This window comes from Lactovum odontotermitis (assembly GCF_054658595.1).
In genome coordinates, this window is sequence record NZ_BAAGGQ010000019.1 from 1 (window position 1) to 14,028 (window position 14,028).

The 14,028-nt window shown below is 44.4% G+C and carries 17 protein-coding genes, 1 pseudogene, 1 riboswitch and 1 other annotated feature; of the genes and pseudogenes, 2 read left to right on the top strand and 16 right to left on the bottom strand.

All coding sequences use genetic code 11. The annotated features are described in order from the left end of the window. Window positions 1-93 precede the first annotated feature (93 nt). The gene (locus tag ACYQ2E_RS09445) at window positions 94-396 is read left to right on the top strand and encodes a type II toxin-antitoxin system RelB/DinJ family antitoxin (RefSeq protein WP_460017820.1); all 303 of its coding nucleotides are present in this window, start codon (window positions 94-96) and stop codon (window positions 394-396) included. A gap of 220 nt (window positions 397-616) precedes the next feature. On the opposite strand, the gene ACYQ2E_RS09450 is transcribed toward ACYQ2E_RS09445, so the two are convergent. The 15 genes and pseudogenes from ACYQ2E_RS09450 to ACYQ2E_RS09520 form a co-directional block, all read right to left on the bottom strand. Then, entirely contained in the window at window positions 617-2,404 is a 1,788-nt protein-coding gene (locus ACYQ2E_RS09450) for a glycerophosphoryl diester phosphodiesterase membrane domain-containing protein (RefSeq protein ID WP_460017821.1), read from the bottom strand. A gap of 68 nt (window positions 2,405-2,472) precedes the next feature. Beyond that, window positions 2,473-3,582, bottom strand: a complete 1,110-nt coding sequence (locus tag ACYQ2E_RS09455) for a hypothetical protein (protein ID WP_460017822.1) — start codon at window positions 3,580-3,582, stop codon at window positions 2,473-2,475. After that, window positions 3,579-4,190 carry an ATP-binding cassette domain-containing protein gene (locus ACYQ2E_RS09460; protein ID WP_460017823.1) on the bottom strand — a complete coding sequence of 204 codons (612 nt, stop codon included), beginning with the start codon at window positions 4,188-4,190 and terminating at the stop codon, window positions 3,579-3,581. The genes ACYQ2E_RS09455 and ACYQ2E_RS09460 overlap by 4 nt, the downstream gene beginning before the upstream one ends. Window positions 4,191-4,421: 231 nt before the next feature. After that, the gene (gene rplL, locus ACYQ2E_RS09465) at window positions 4,422-4,784 is read right to left on the bottom strand and encodes a 50S ribosomal protein L7/L12 (RefSeq protein WP_460017824.1); all 363 of its coding nucleotides are present in this window, start codon (window positions 4,782-4,784) and stop codon (window positions 4,422-4,424) included. 49 nt (window positions 4,785-4,833) lie between these two features. Beyond that, a complete protein-coding gene (gene rplJ, locus ACYQ2E_RS09470; protein WP_460017854.1) occupies window positions 4,834-5,319 on the bottom strand; it encodes a 50S ribosomal protein L10 in 486 nt (161 codons plus the stop codon). A 71-nt stretch (window positions 5,320-5,390) separates the two neighbouring features. Beyond that, window positions 5,391-5,534, bottom strand: a sequence feature (ribosomal protein L10 leader region). 28 nt (window positions 5,535-5,562) lie between these two features. Continuing rightward, window positions 5,563-6,144 carry an ECF transporter S component gene (locus ACYQ2E_RS09475; protein WP_460017825.1) on the bottom strand — a complete coding sequence of 194 codons (582 nt, stop codon included), beginning with the start codon at window positions 6,142-6,144 and terminating at the stop codon, window positions 5,563-5,565. A 101-nt stretch (window positions 6,145-6,245) separates the two neighbouring features. After that, window positions 6,246-6,397: riboswitch (FMN riboswitch) on the bottom strand. Window positions 6,398-6,513: 116 nt separating this feature from the next. Then, window positions 6,514-7,227, bottom strand: a complete 714-nt coding sequence (locus ACYQ2E_RS09480) for a pseudouridine synthase (RefSeq protein WP_460017826.1) — start codon at window positions 7,225-7,227, stop codon at window positions 6,514-6,516. Next, a complete protein-coding gene (gene scpB / locus ACYQ2E_RS09485; protein ID WP_460017827.1) occupies window positions 7,217-7,786 on the bottom strand; it encodes an SMC-Scp complex subunit ScpB in 570 nt (189 codons plus the stop codon). The genes ACYQ2E_RS09480 and scpB overlap by 11 nt, the downstream gene beginning before the upstream one ends. Further along, window positions 7,779-8,513, bottom strand: a complete 735-nt coding sequence (locus ACYQ2E_RS09490; protein WP_460017828.1) for a segregation/condensation protein A — start codon at window positions 8,511-8,513, stop codon at window positions 7,779-7,781. Before ACYQ2E_RS09490 ends, scpB begins: the two co-directional genes overlap by 8 nt. A gap of 32 nt (window positions 8,514-8,545) precedes the next feature. Continuing rightward, window positions 8,546-9,262 (bottom strand): site-specific tyrosine recombinase XerD, encoded by a 717-nt coding sequence (gene xerD, locus ACYQ2E_RS09495; protein ID WP_460017829.1) that lies wholly within the window; start codon window positions 9,260-9,262, stop codon window positions 8,546-8,548. Continuing rightward, window positions 9,237-9,701, bottom strand: coding sequence for a cyclic-di-AMP-binding protein CbpB (gene cbpB, locus ACYQ2E_RS09500; protein WP_460017830.1), 465 nt, complete (start codon window positions 9,699-9,701; stop codon window positions 9,237-9,239). Before cbpB ends, xerD begins: the two co-directional genes overlap by 26 nt. Further along, on the bottom strand, window positions 9,702-10,232 hold the full coding sequence (locus ACYQ2E_RS09505) for a metallophosphoesterase (protein ID WP_460017831.1): 531 nt from the start codon (window positions 10,230-10,232) through the stop codon (window positions 9,702-9,704). A gap of 13 nt (window positions 10,233-10,245) precedes the next feature. Then, window positions 10,246-11,646: a glutamate racemase gene (racE, locus tag ACYQ2E_RS09510; RefSeq protein ID WP_460017832.1), complete on the bottom strand. Its 1,401-nt coding sequence runs from the start codon at window positions 11,644-11,646 to the stop codon at window positions 10,246-10,248. Window positions 11,647-11,658: 12 nt separating this feature from the next. After that, a complete protein-coding gene (locus ACYQ2E_RS09515) occupies window positions 11,659-11,904 on the bottom strand; it encodes a YneF family protein (RefSeq protein WP_460017833.1) in 246 nt (81 codons plus the stop codon). Between the two features lie 138 nt (window positions 11,905-12,042). Beyond that, window positions 12,043-12,463, bottom strand: a pseudogene (locus ACYQ2E_RS09520) (ATP-binding cassette domain-containing protein); the annotation flags it as partial. A gap of 207 nt (window positions 12,464-12,670) precedes the next feature. Here ACYQ2E_RS09520 and rpsT point away from each other — a divergent pair. Continuing rightward, window positions 12,671-12,904: a 30S ribosomal protein S20 gene (gene rpsT / locus ACYQ2E_RS09525; RefSeq protein ID WP_460017834.1), complete on the top strand. Its 234-nt coding sequence runs from the start codon at window positions 12,671-12,673 to the stop codon at window positions 12,902-12,904. A gap of 105 nt (window positions 12,905-13,009) precedes the next feature. On the opposite strand, the gene ACYQ2E_RS09530 is transcribed toward rpsT, so the two are convergent. Beyond that, complete coding sequence (locus ACYQ2E_RS09530) at window positions 13,010-13,966, bottom strand: ABC transporter permease (RefSeq protein ID WP_460017835.1); 957 nt, start codon at window positions 13,964-13,966, stop codon at window positions 13,010-13,012. Window positions 13,967-14,028: the final 62 nt, after the last annotated feature.

Genomic DNA, 14,028 nt, shown 5'->3' on the forward strand with positions numbered 1-14,028 from the left:
AAATAGAATACCCTTGTGATAATTGATAATTATATAAAATTTTGTTAATCATTAGTTTTTACTGTATATAAATTATAACACAGTTGAGTTGAATTGTCTATTTATTTCATCTTTGTCTTAACAAATCAATTTTCCATTAACATACACACCTATTGGGTCTATAATAAGTGTATAAGAAAAGAGGCTAATCAGGCAACCAAAACTAAAACAAAACTAAATGTGAATTTGGATATTGACTTGAAGAATACAACAGCGGAAACCTTACAGGAATTGGGATTAGATTTTACAACAGCAATCAACATTTATTTTAAGCAAATCGTAATCAAGAAGAAAATTCCCTTTGAAATTTCTATGGAGGGGTATTATACTGCTGAAGCAGTCATGGGTGAAAACTAGCGAGATGGCTTAGATAAAGTTGAGGACGAATGGGAGTAATGCTTAAAATTGTTTTCACAGAGTCATCAAAAAAAGATTTTGAATCAATATAAAACTGCAGAAAGCGCTTAAGACGCTGAGTTCGGATTCTGTTCGCTTTTCCAGTCCATGCACAAGCTAAATAGAGACCACAAACATGGTCTCTCTCAATTACCACTACACGCAACTGCAACTGCAAATCCTAATTCACCGCATTATCCCCAGGATTCGGCTCCAAAGAAAACAGCACCAGCAGCCGCTCCGCATAGCTGATATTCTTGCCCTCAGAATCCTTAATCGTCTTCTGCAAATCCGAAAGCTTGTCGGTAATAATGCCGTCAACCCCATAGACAATCTGCCTCTGCATCATTTTAGTATCGTTAATCGTCCAGGCATAGACCTGCTGCTTATGATTGTGCGCCTGAATCACAAAGTCGCTGTCCAGCGTCGTCTCTTCCTCCGTGTAAGCGTTCGCATCCGTCTGCGGAAAGGCCAGATTCAGCGGCAGGATAAAACTAACCGGAATCGCCGGCTCAAGCTTCTTCAGCCCTGTAATCACGCCGTAATCCAGCGAGTGCACCATGTCCTTGTTTTTCAAAATCCTCGCCCCGTATTTTTGGACAAAAATGTTAAGTATGTCGGATGAATCCCTAGGACTGGTTTTTATCTCAATCAAAAGTTTCTGCCCCAGTTTCTCAGCGCTCGCGAAATAGTCATCAAAGCTGACAAGCGGTGCGGATTTGCCCTTTTCTGTCACTGTCAGCTTGGTCAGCTCCGAGAGCGTCATTTCCTGAGCCGTTTTATTCACGCCGGTTAACTCCTTCAGACTGGCATCGTGAAAGACCACAAACTGGTGGTCAGCCGTTTCCTGAATGTCCATTTCAACATAGTCCGGCTTCTCTCTGGCGGTCAATTCTAGCGCTGGAAGTGTGTTCTGCACGCCATTATCGTTGTCTACGCCGCGATGGGAAATCGCCAGAACCTTGTGGTCCATGCCGCCGGACAGGTAAAACCAGCTGGACAGGCCAAGTAAGAGAATCGCCAGAGCTCCGAAAATGCTGCTGGCAATCCGAAACGTAGAGCGCGTCGGAGTTCTGGGACTTTTTTCCAAAGGAAAGCCCAACTCGCGAATTAAAAAGCTGAAAAAGAGCATTGCGGCCAGCGCGGAAATCAGCATTCCCCAGATTTCGCCCGCCGTCAAGAGCACGATACTGCCCGCAAAGGCCAGCGGCGTCATATCCAGCAGCAGCTGCAGCAGATAAATCAGGAACTTGCCGCCCTCGCTCAGAATCATCGTCAGCACGCCAATCAGCGCGAAATAGGCCACAAAATAGACAAATCTCCGCAGATGTGTTAAATCCAAACTGTCTTTGAGCGCCTGCTTCAGCGTTTTTCCTTTCAGAATCATGCCCGGCAGCACGAAAATGAAGCGCGAACCAATCATGAAAGTAATCAGGTAAAAAGCGCCCAGAATCAGCATGTTTCGCCAGTTCGCCATGAAAAAGCCCATGGTAAAAACCGGAATCTTGACTTTCGATAAGAGCGGCGTACTAAAGACAATCCGTCCAAAAGGCAGAATCAGCAGAAAATAGAAAATGAAGAATAGGAAAGCCTGCAGACTCAGCCTACGCAGCGAGCGCAGACTCTCGCCGACAATCATCCGAAAACGCCCCACACCTTGCTGAATCAGGCGCACACCATGAAACTGAATCGCAAACTGCACGAAAATCACCGCCAGCAGCACGATAAGCAAGACGAAAAGTCCCAGCATCCCCGGTAAATGCTGAGTGAGCAGGTTTCCAAGATTATTATAAGAAATGAACGGAATGCCGCTCCAGCTCATCACAAGGCCGACAAGCCAGTTAAAAACAGGAATGATAACAAGCGTCAAGAGCAGATTCATCCCGACAAATAAGGACAGGTATCTCAGCCAGTCACTGCGGAACTCTCTGAGATAAGTTCTAAAAAATACTTTAAAATTTAACTTCATGGACATAGTGTATCAAAAATCTGTCGTCAAACTGTGAGAAATGCTTATTGATGTCCATAAAACTCATTTTATACTTTTCTTATTTTATATTGTTTCTGAATAAAAACAGAAGACGATAGAAATAGAATCGTCAATAACAGTAGAAACACAGCTCCAAAAACCACAGGTGAAGAAAATAAATACACTTCTTTTCTCAATAACGGAATCGGCTCAAAATACGACATGGGAATAAACTTACGAATCGGCTGTAAAAAAGGCTGATTCTTAATCATTTGATAGCCGAGAATCAAAACAGCAATGATTCCAACAACAATTGAAGTCTTCTTTAGAAGCACTGACAGAAATACACCCAGAGAATTTAAAAAGATAATGACAAGTATTCCCCACAATAAACTAAAAAGGCCAACTTTCCAGTTCTCAAGCAATGAAATTCCTGCAAAGCCGCTTGGATAATTCGGCGAGCCAAATCTCTGTGTCAGACCTACTATCACCAAGTATATCAGCGCAGCCAAAACATACCAGACAGAAAGAATCACAGAATTAGCAAGAAAAGTATCCAGAATATACTGCTTGCTCGTGAATATTTTACATTTATAAAACCTGTTCATTCGACTTTCATAGTCAGAGGAAACCGAAACTCCTCCAATCAGGACATAGATGATAAAAGCCAGAGAGCTAAGCACAAGCGGAAAATAGATTTCATTCATCAGACCAAAAGCATGAAGTTGTGTACCAGCAAAAGTCTCAAAATCAAGCCCTCTATCAATAACTGTTTCAATATATTTATTGTCATCGACTAAACTATTACCAGCATTATCTGTCCCGGCAACACCTGACTGAATACGACTTTCATTAAGCTTGTACTCCAATTTATAATAACTATTGATGTCATTTTCATCAAGCGCATTTTTCTGTTTCTCTAAAAGACCATAATCTGTCTTTGTGCTCTTTATAATATCTTCGGGAACAGTGAGGTCACCAGAGTAATCTGCAAGATTCTGTTTTGAAAGCTGAAGTGACTGATTCACATGTTCTTTTAGAGCTAAAATGTCATTTGAATTTTTTAAATTAGAAGAATAAATTGCTAGAACAATCACCAAAAACGTCAAAAGAAGATAAAGGAGCTGATTCTTTCTTCCGGAAAAAATCCTCAGAAATTCAAATCTTAATTGCTTCATTCCCAGCCCTCCTCTGTAAGCTCTTGCTTGACAGCTGCAAAGTCCAAAATCTCCTGCAAGCCCTTTTCAGTTAAATAATAGGATTTATCACAAAATTTTTCCACCTCCTCAAGATTATGAGAAGTATAAAGGACAATCCTCTGCTGCTTTTCAACATTTAGCAGGTCAAATAAAACCTTCTTATGCGCAACATCTAAGCCGCTGCTCATTTCATCCATAATGACAATATCAGAATCTATCGACAGCATAAAAATAATTGCAAACAGTTGTAACATCCCTAAAGAATACTTACTTAATTTCAACTTCAACAGCGATTCTGCCTGGAATTTCTTCAGAAGAACATTTGCCTTTCTCGTTTCTTCAGCATTTAAGAGCGAAAAGTAGTTCCCGGCCGTCAGATTCAAGTCAAAAATATCCGTAGACGGTAAATAGCTGACACTGCCAACTTCTGCCACCCCCTCTTTAACCTTAACCTCTCCGTTAATTACCCCAAAAAGCGTAGATTTTCCTATCCCATTTTTCCCCACAATGCCATATAAACCTGGCTCATATAAGTGAAGAGAAATTGATTTCATGTGTGGAAAAATAATCTTTTCTAGTTTCAGCATACAAGTTTCTCCTTCTTGTGAAACATCAGGAAACGCAAGCAGTCCCTGAGGCTCGGCAAAAATTACGATTAATGATAATTTTACTAATGATTAAACAATTTAATTCTCATTAATAATTATACCAATTATAAAAGTATTTATCAAATAATAATTTAGTTATCATCATGAAGTTTTTTCAATCAAAAAAGACCCATAAAAACGGGTCTTCCATAAATCTTTAAATAAGCTAGATTACTTGAGCTCGACGCTGCCGCCTGCCTCTTCAATCTTGCCTTTAATCTCTTCAGCCTCATCCTTAGATGCGCCCTCTTTGACAGTGCCAAGACCATCAACGAGGTCTTTAGCTTCTTTAAGACCAAGACCAGTGATTTCACGAACCACTTTGATAACAGCAACTTTCTTGTCGCCTGTTGCAGTCAAGACAACATCAAAGCTGTCTTTCTCTTCAGCAGCGCCGCCGGCAGCTGGACCAGCAGCTACAGGTGCAGCGGCAGAAACGCCGAATTTCTCTTCGATTGCTGATACAAGATCAGCGAGCTCAAGGATTGTTGCGCCTTCAAGCTCAGTAACAATGTTTTCAATATTCAATGCCATGATTGATATTCTCCTTATAAATTTTAAATTTAACAGACGCTAGGCGAAATTACGCTGCGCCTTCTTTTGCTTCTGCGACAGCTTTAACAGCATATGCCACATTACGAACAGGTGCCTGAAGCACGCTAAGCAGCATTGAGAGCAAGCCTTCACGACTTGGCAATGCAGCGATGGCTTTGATTTCATCCGCAGATGAGATTTTGCCTTCAATGACGCCGGCTTTGATTTCAAGTGCTTCTGCTTTCTTTGCAAAGTCTGCGATGACTTTGGCAGGTGCAATGGCATCATCATTTGAAAATGCCACAACTGACGGGCCGACAAAGCTGTCGTTCAAGCCGTCAAGACCAGCTTTAGCAGCTGCACGGCGCAGGATTGAATTCTTGACAACTTTCAGCTCAACGCCTGCTTCACGAAGCTGTTTACGAAGCTCTGTGTCCTGATTAACGCTCAAGCCGCGGGAATTTGCAACCACAACCGAAGTCGCATCCTCAAATTTCTTGGCATAAACGTCAACAAGCTCTTCTTTTGCAGCCATTGTAGTCGCATTTACTTTGTAATCGTTCATTTGTTTACCTCCTATTTTATTTTTGGGACAATTCGATCTATTTTTTGCAAACAAATTCTCCTTGCCAACCAAAAGACAAAGAGAGTTAAATACTAAATTAATATTTGCTCACCTCGGCGGGATGTTTACGGCTGGATTGAATTTCAATCGCCCCCTGCTGTCTTTGGCGGTTTATTTAAACCTTGTATAGAATATCAAATTTCATCGGCTTTGTCAAGCATTTAGAAATTTGACGATTTTATTGCGCCGCAGAATGGCAAAGATGACGGCAAATGCGACAATGAAAATCAGTCCTTCCAGCAGATTGAAGGGAATGACGCCGACGAGTAGGTAAACGCGCACACCGCCTTCGAACATGGTATTGATGTCAAAGTTGGCAAATTTCGCATACATGGGAATCGCGTAAATAACGTTCATCAGCAGCATCATTGCTGTAAAGGCGAGTGTTCCCAGGATGCCGCCCAGGGCAAACTTAACTGGCGTGGCTTTTTTGCGGATGAAGAGCCAGAGTACCACCATGAAAACTGAAATCGCCAGATAATTCATCGGCATACCAATCCAGGTTGAAGGCCCCTGGTTGAACAAAAGCAGCCAGAGAATCGTCCGAATCGTCAGTATAATGAATCCTGAACTCAGTCCAAGCATGAAGACGCCTAGCAGAACCGGCAGAATCGTCAGCTCGACTTTGAGAAAGTCAACCACCGGCAGGAGCACAAATTGCAGAAAAGGCGCTGCAAGGAGTGTAGAAATTGCTGAAAGCATGGCAATCAGCGTCATTTTTCTTGTGTTAGACATAAAAAGTCCTCCAAAAATTTTTGAATTTCTTCATTATTTTTGAAGGGAGTTTCAGTTATAGAGGAATTCTGGCCAGTTAATTGCGCACACAGAAAATCCTAAGACCTCTTCTCCCAGCCAGACTATCTGAGCGTTTTCACGTTCAACTGTCGGTCTCAGAATCTCACTGAGTCAGCTTGCGCTCGCGGACTTATCTTGCCTTACAGCTCAAATTACCGCCGGTCCCGAATTACACGGTGCCCTGAAGATAGATTAATTATAACATTTGTGAAGAATATTTCAAGAGAAAAAGCTGAATTACATAATTTTTACAAAATAAATTATGTAATCAGAGATTCTGTCAATTTTTTGCTTGTGAAAATTATGTAATCAGTCAGCTGCCCGGATTAATTCCCGAACCTCCTTAACGCTGAGTTTACGGTATTTTCCAGCCGGAACACCGTCTAAAGTCAAATTACCGAAACGGATGCGGGAAAGTTTTTGGACAGGAAGTCCTACATGCTCGAACATCTTCTTAACCTGATGATTATGACCTTCGTGAATCGTCAGCTCAACAACTGAGGCGTTCTTTGCCTTATCTGTCCGGATGATTTTGTAACGGGCCGGCTGAATGGCCTGACGCTCGATTTTCATGCCTAGCGTCAGAGGGCGGAGATTCAGCTTATTGGCGTAACCCTCAACTTTGGCCACATAAACCTTTTCAATCTGATGGCTGGGATGTGTCATCAGATTGGCAAAATCACCGTCATTAGTCAGGAGCAGGAGGCCGCTGGTATCCCAGTCTAGCCGGCCGACAGGGTAAATGCGCTCGGCCACGGCCGGCAGCAAATCCAGGACGGTTTTACGTCCTTTGTCGTCTGACACGCTGGAAATATAGCCGCGCGGCTTGTTTAGCAGGAAATAAACTTTCTCCTCGTTGAGGGCTGCCTGCCCATTGACTGTCACTTGGTCTGCGCTTTGAACTTGATAGGCCAAGTCCGTCATTTTCTGGCCATTGACACGAACCTGGCCTGACTTTACGAGCTCTTCTGCCTTGCGTCGGCTGGCAAATCCGGCATGCGCCAGGTATTGATTAATTCTCATTTTCTGTTTTTTCTCCAAATAAAGCTGATTCTGCAGCTTCGTCTTCTGCCGAATCTTCGCTGACCGGCGGCAAGTCTGACAATTCGTTGATTCCCAGGTAATCCAGGAAAAAGTCAGTTGTGGCGTACAAGGACGGACGTCCAGGGGCTTCGAGCTGGCCGGCCACGTTAATCAGGCCGAAAGCCCGCAAGGTTGTCAGGACACCGCTTGACGAGACGCCTCGGTAGTTGTCAATCTCCAGGCGCGTAATCGGCTGTTTGTAGGCAATGATTGCCAGCACATCCTGGGCCGACTTCGACAAGGACTGGTTGACAGCTGACTTGGCATAGGTTTTCAGCAGGTCTTCAAAGTTTTCTTTGGTTGTCAGGCGAAAATGCTCGGCTGTTTTGATGATGGTCAGAGCCGAATCCTGCCGCGACTGATAAGTTTTGTTCAGCTTGGTGATTTGCTCCTGGCAGGCGGTGATTGACAGTTCCGTCAGGGCCGACAAATCAGATAAGGTCAGTCCTTCTTCGCCTGCCACAAAGAGCAGGGCTTCTATTTTTGCACTATTATTCATTTTTTGTCAGTAAAATATCTCCAAAAGGAATTTTCTGCTCGGCGCTCAAGCGCTCCGATTTAATCAGCTCCAGCGTGGCGAGAAACAGTGTAATCAGCTCATTGCGGCTGCTGGTGTGTATAAAAAAGTCACTGAAATTCAGTTTCGTCTGCTGCTTGTTTTTGAACAGATTCATGATTTCGTCGATTTTTTCCTGAATCGTAAAGCTGTCCGGCTCCACCACGGTGTGACTGGCGCGGTTCTCAATCTGATGCGTCTTGAGAATTTGCGAGAAAGCCAGATAGAGGTCGATTGAGGTTGTGTTGTGCAGCAGATTGATTTCTGTCTGAGCCACTATTTCTGTCCGCGCTTTTGAAAAGTGCTTGGCACGGTCGGCATGCAGGTCTTTCAAATCATCCGAAACTTCTTTGATTTGCTGGTATTCGACAATTTGTTGTAAAATGTCCTGCTCCAGCTGCTCGGTTTCTTCAGCGAAATCTTCATTGACTGTCGGCAGAAGCCGGCGCGATTTAATCAGCATGAGCTGGCTGGCGACGAGCATATAATCGGCTGCGAGCTCGAGATTCAACTGCTCCATGGCTGAGATATAGTCAAGATACTGCTCAATCACAGATAAGAGCGGCACATCAAAGATATCGACCTTGTAAGACTGGACTAAATGCAATAAAAGGTCCAGCGGGCCTTCAAATTTTTCTGCAGCTAATTTGATTTGTAGCTCATTTGACATAATTTATTTTCATTAACATAATTAAATTTATGTCATTTAACTTTCTTATAGTATTTTCCCAGGGTCATGATGGTTTTCAGACCCAGCAATTCGGACAACTCGTAAATGCCCATTCCTTCAGAAACTTTTCGCAGGATGTACTGTTCACGCAGTTCACGGGCCGTCAGCTCGGTGTACTTCTTCAGCTCGGAATGCAGATACTGGCGCGTTTTGCTGAAAAGCTCGTCCGCATTGGTAATCAGTTTTGCGCGGACGGCAAATTTATTGCGCAGAGAAATCACGCGGCGTACACCGTTCAAATTCAGCTCCAGCGTATTGAAACGCCAGTTGAAGTCACTCCATCTGAGCTGACCGATTTCAGAGGGAGTGAGGCCCGTTTCTAAAATCAGCAGGGCAATAAACTGCCCGGTTGACTGAATAGGCCCGTAGAACTTGTTCAAATCCCGCAGCACGGAAATCTCAGCAGGATTCGGTTTCGGGTCCGCCTTGGGCAGCTGGACAAAGTCTTTGAGAATTTTCCGGCTATATAAAAAGCGCAGAAATTGATTCACCGCGGAAATTTTCCGTTTCTGCGCAGATTCCGTCAGACTTGACAAACTTTTGCGAAAAAGCAGAATCGAACTCTCTGAGATTTCCCGCTCAGTAAAAAAGTCGCAAAACTGCTGCAAATCATAACTGTAGCTTGCCTTTGAATTGTCAGACAAAAGTTTCGTCTGCAAAAAATTAGGGATTTCGTTTTGTAATTTCATAATCTTTATCAAAATCGTGCACCAGCGCATTGACCGCCTTTAAAATGTCCTGCCGCACAATGATGCCCGCAAAGCTTTCACCGTCAAGTACCGGTAAAAAGGGCTCTTTCACCAGCTTGTGAAGCACGTCTTCCAGATTATAATCCACCGGAACCGTCTCCACAGAAGTATTGACAATCTCAGAAATTTTAGTTCTCTGGGACTTTTCATAGTAGAAATCTGAACTCATCTCGAATTCCACGATTTCATTCAGTCCTAGAACTCCGACAAAGCGTCTGTCAACGTCAATTACCGGTACACGCGTGTACTTGTACTGACTGAGCAGGAGTTTCGCGTGCGCCACGTTGTGGTCAATCATCAGCACTGCGACATTATCGGCACTTTTGACAAAAGTGTCCGCATGGGCGTTCAGAAAATCTTCCATCTCTTTAATCATCATTTATTTCATTAGCTCCAATCTAAGCTGCAAGTCGGGAATAGGCTGATGCTGCAAGTTGCGGTAAGAAATTTTAAAAGTTTTGTGCACACTGTCTTCTGCGATTTCAATGACAGCGTACATTTTGATTTGCCAGTCTCCGCGCGGCTGAGCCACAGAGCCCGGATTCAGGAAAAGCCGATTGTCAATGATTTCTGCGACAGGACGGTGAATATGTCCAAAACAGACGATATCAGCCGCTTCTTCTTCGGCCAGATAAGGCAGATTTCCCAGCGTCATGACGTTTAAGCCGTAGAGATGGCCATGAGTCACGACAATTTTCTGTCCGTCCGCCTGTAATGACTGGACATTCTTATAACCTGAGTCATAGTCACAGTTTCCGGCGACGACCGTCAGGCCTTGCCAGATTTTATCACGGCTCGGCAATTCTGAATCGCCGCAGTGGATGATTGCAGAGGCTCTGCCGGCATATTCAGCCTTAATATTTTCAATCACTTTGCGCTCGGAATGCGAGTCGCTCATAATGACAATCATGCAATTTTTCCTATTATCTCTCGCTGGACATCCAGTCCGAAAAGGCTGCAAGCAGCTTCTGTAAGGCCTGTCCGCGATGAGAAAGTTTATTCTTTTCAGCGGAGTCTAGTTCTGCCGCGCTTCTGTCCGTATTTCCAACCAGAAACAGAGGGTCATAGCCGAAGCCGTTTTCTCCCTGCGCTTGGAGGGCAATTCTGCCGGGCCAGTCTGCTTCTACAACGAGGCTCTCATGACCAGGACGCGCAGCCGCGATGGTACAGTGAAAATGTGCAGTCCTGCGCTCAGCTTCGGTGGAAGCCATTTCCGACAGAAGTTTGGCGTTATTCTGCTCATCCGTGGCATTTTCGGCCGCATAACGGTGACTGAAAATACCTGGACGCCCATCTAAAGCATCAACACAAAGTCCGGAATCGTCCGCAATCACCAGCTGATGCGTCAAATTCGCGATTGTTTCGGCCTTTAGACGCGCGTTTTCTTCAAAACTGCTGCCCGTCTCTTCAATATCCGGCAAATTCGGGTAATCATTCAGACTTTCTACAGCATAACCGATTTCACTGAAAAGCGTCTTAAATTCCTGGATTTTTCCTGGATTCCGCGTCGCAATCAGCATTTTTTTCGTCTTATCAAAGCTGACCGACTTGACATCGACTGAGAGATTCAGCCAATTTTCCGCAATTTCTTTGAACTGCCTTTCATCACCGGTGGTAAAAAAGCGATGCGCTGTAGGCAGACCCAGCTCACGGTTCAAGGCAAAATAATTCAGCAGTACGGACACATCACGTACCGCCTCAGCGCCAGAATCAACCAGAATCACGTCTTCACCCATCACTGACTGAATCTGCCCAGCCAGCAGCGGATAATGCGTACAGCCGAGAATCAGTGTGTCCACCTGTCCAACAAGCGGCTGCAGCGCCTCAGACACAGTCTGGTACGCATTTTCACTGTTGAAATCTCCTGACTCAACCAGCGGCACAAATGCCGGGCAGGCGAGACTTATAATCTCCAAGTCGGAAGACCTCGAGTGCAAGGCCTTGCTGTAACTGCCGGACTGGATAGTTGCCTGTGTGCCAATGATGCCGATTTTACCAGAATTGGTTTTCTGCACAGCTGCATTTGCGCCCGGCAGAATCACACCAACGACTGGGACTTCAACCTTTGCCCGGATTTCATCCAGTGCCACGGCTGTTGCTGTGTTGCAGGCAAAAACAATCATTTTCACGTTTTTTGCCAAAAGAAAATTGACCATCTCCCAGGTGAAACGCAGAATTTCGTCCGCCGGACGCGGCCCATAAGGCATGCGCGCCGTGTCGCCGATATAGACGACCTCTTCATTGGGCAGCTGGCGAAAAAGCTGCCGCACCACCGTGAGACCGCCGACACCTGAATCTAAAAGACCAATGGGCCGATTATCCATCAACGCAACGACCTATTTTTTCTTCTTTTTTGAATCCTGCGCTTTCGCCGCAGCGCGAATCTGGCGCAAAGTCTGCTGAACCTGAGTTTCAGACGGCTTGCGGCCCATATTGCCCATCATCATACGAATGGCATCTTCGTTCAGCGGAGGATTTTCAAGCAGCATTTTCTTCGTCTGACGCTGGGTCAGGAAAATACCTCCGGCAAAGCCTGCAAGGGCTCCAATGACAACAAGAACAATGGCTAAAAAGATGTTCATACTCTCTCCATATCTAAAATGGCGGTGCATCAACTGCTCGGCCATTTACAAATTTTCTACATAATTATATCAAAAAACTGGGTTTTACGCCACCTTTGCAGGAGCAAATCATCAAGCGGAAGCATCAAGAGCCGGCCGACTCATGGCTGAAATTCGTTTTACAAAGTATTGTTCAGGAACTTGATAAATTTCTTTAAGCACACTGTAGGTCTCACGCAAGGGCAAGTCCCACCAAAGCTGTGTACGCTGTCCAAAAACGACGCCAATATCCTTGACATAATTTTTTCTATCTTGCGTTGGAATTTTTCCGTTTATTTCACATTTCCCGCTCGTTGGCGTCAAAATTCCTGTCAGCATCTTGATTGTCGTGGATTTTCCCGCACCATTTGCACCGATAAAACCTAAAATCTGACCTTTGGGAACTTCAAAATTTAAGTCTTTGACTGCTTCAAAAATCTCAACTTCCGGTTTGAAAAGTGATTTAAAAGAGCCTGCCAGTCCAGGCTGCTTAATGGTTTTCTTGAAATTTTCTGTAATGCTCAACTGTTATCATGGCCATAATGTTACCTATTCATGCTTTATTCTAACACTTTTTCTTTAGATTCCAGCAAGTGAGACGTGATTGGAACTTGAATAAAATATTGATTTCACCTCTGCTTTTTTGACAAAGTCAAGTCATTCAACATTTATGGCTTTACAAAGCCCGAACTTTCCTGTATAATAGTCAAGTACAAAATTATGGAATCATATCCCGGAAAGGAAATTCATGGCAAATATTAAATCTTCAATCAAACGCGCTGAATTAAATAACAAACAGAACGAGCAGAACTCAGCACAACGTGCAGCTCTGCGTACTGCTGTTAAGAAATTTGAAGCTGCTCCTAGCGAAGAATCTTTGAAAGCTGCACATTCTGCAATTGATAGTGCAAAATCTAAAGGTTTGATTAAGGCTAATAAGGCTGCACGTGATAAATCACGTCTGGCTGCAAAATTGGCTTAAACTGGATGAACTGTCTTTCGGCAGTTTTTTTTATTATCTATTTATATAAAAATCTGCACAGGACATGCAGATTTTTATATTTTATATGATATTTTGCCTAAGAACTTATTTTGACTTGATATAGTTTGTACCGTCTGCTTTCGGCGCGACAGCTTGTCCAAAGAAGACTGCCAACACGACGATTGTGATGATGTAAGGAGCCATTGACAGAAAGTCTGACGGAATCTGCTTGATAACGGGAATCTGGTAGCCGATGGTCGCAAGTGACATCGCAAGACCGAAAAAGATGGAAGCACCCATTGCGCCGATTGGGTTCCATTTGCCGAAAATCATGGCTGCCATGGAGATGAAACCTTGACCTGCGATGGTGGTGACTGAGAAATTATTGGAAATGGACTGCGCGAGCACGGCACCGCCAACTCCTCCCAGCACACCGGACAGGATAACGCCGGAGTAGCGCATTGCATAAACATTTATCCCTAGTGTGTCGGCTGCTTGCGGATGTTCACCAACGGAGCGCAGACGCAGGCCGAACTTCGTTTTAAAGATGACAAACCAGCTCAAGAAAGCCACAATAACCGCTACAAAGCCCGGTGCAAAGGTTCCTTTGAAGAATACTGTCCCGATAAACGGAATTTTTGACAAAAGCGGAAAGTCAAAGTTGCCGAAAGGCTGTACAATCGTTCGCGATGAGCCGGTTCCATAAATCGTTGTCAGCAGGAAAACACCTAGAGCAGGCGCCATTAGATTAATGACGGTACCGGAAATAATGTGGTCTGCCCGGAAAGTGATTGTTGCCAAGGCATGCAGCGCTGCAAAGAGCGCACCGATTAAAGCGCCGACCAGCAGTCCCAGCCAGGGAGTAAACGCACCGAAAGTTTCCGCAAACTGAAGATTGAAGACAACTGAGCTGAAAGCGCCCATGGTCATGATTCCTTCAAGTCCGACGTTGACAATACCGGAGCGCTCTGAGAAGACGCCGCCGATTGATGTGAAAATGAGCGGGGTAGAATAAACTAAGGCTGATGAAACAATCAGCTGAAGCATTGACTCAAAATTCATTGTTCTTCACCTCCGTTGGAATAGCGTTCGCTCGAGAGCTCGGCATTTTCCGAATAGCGCTC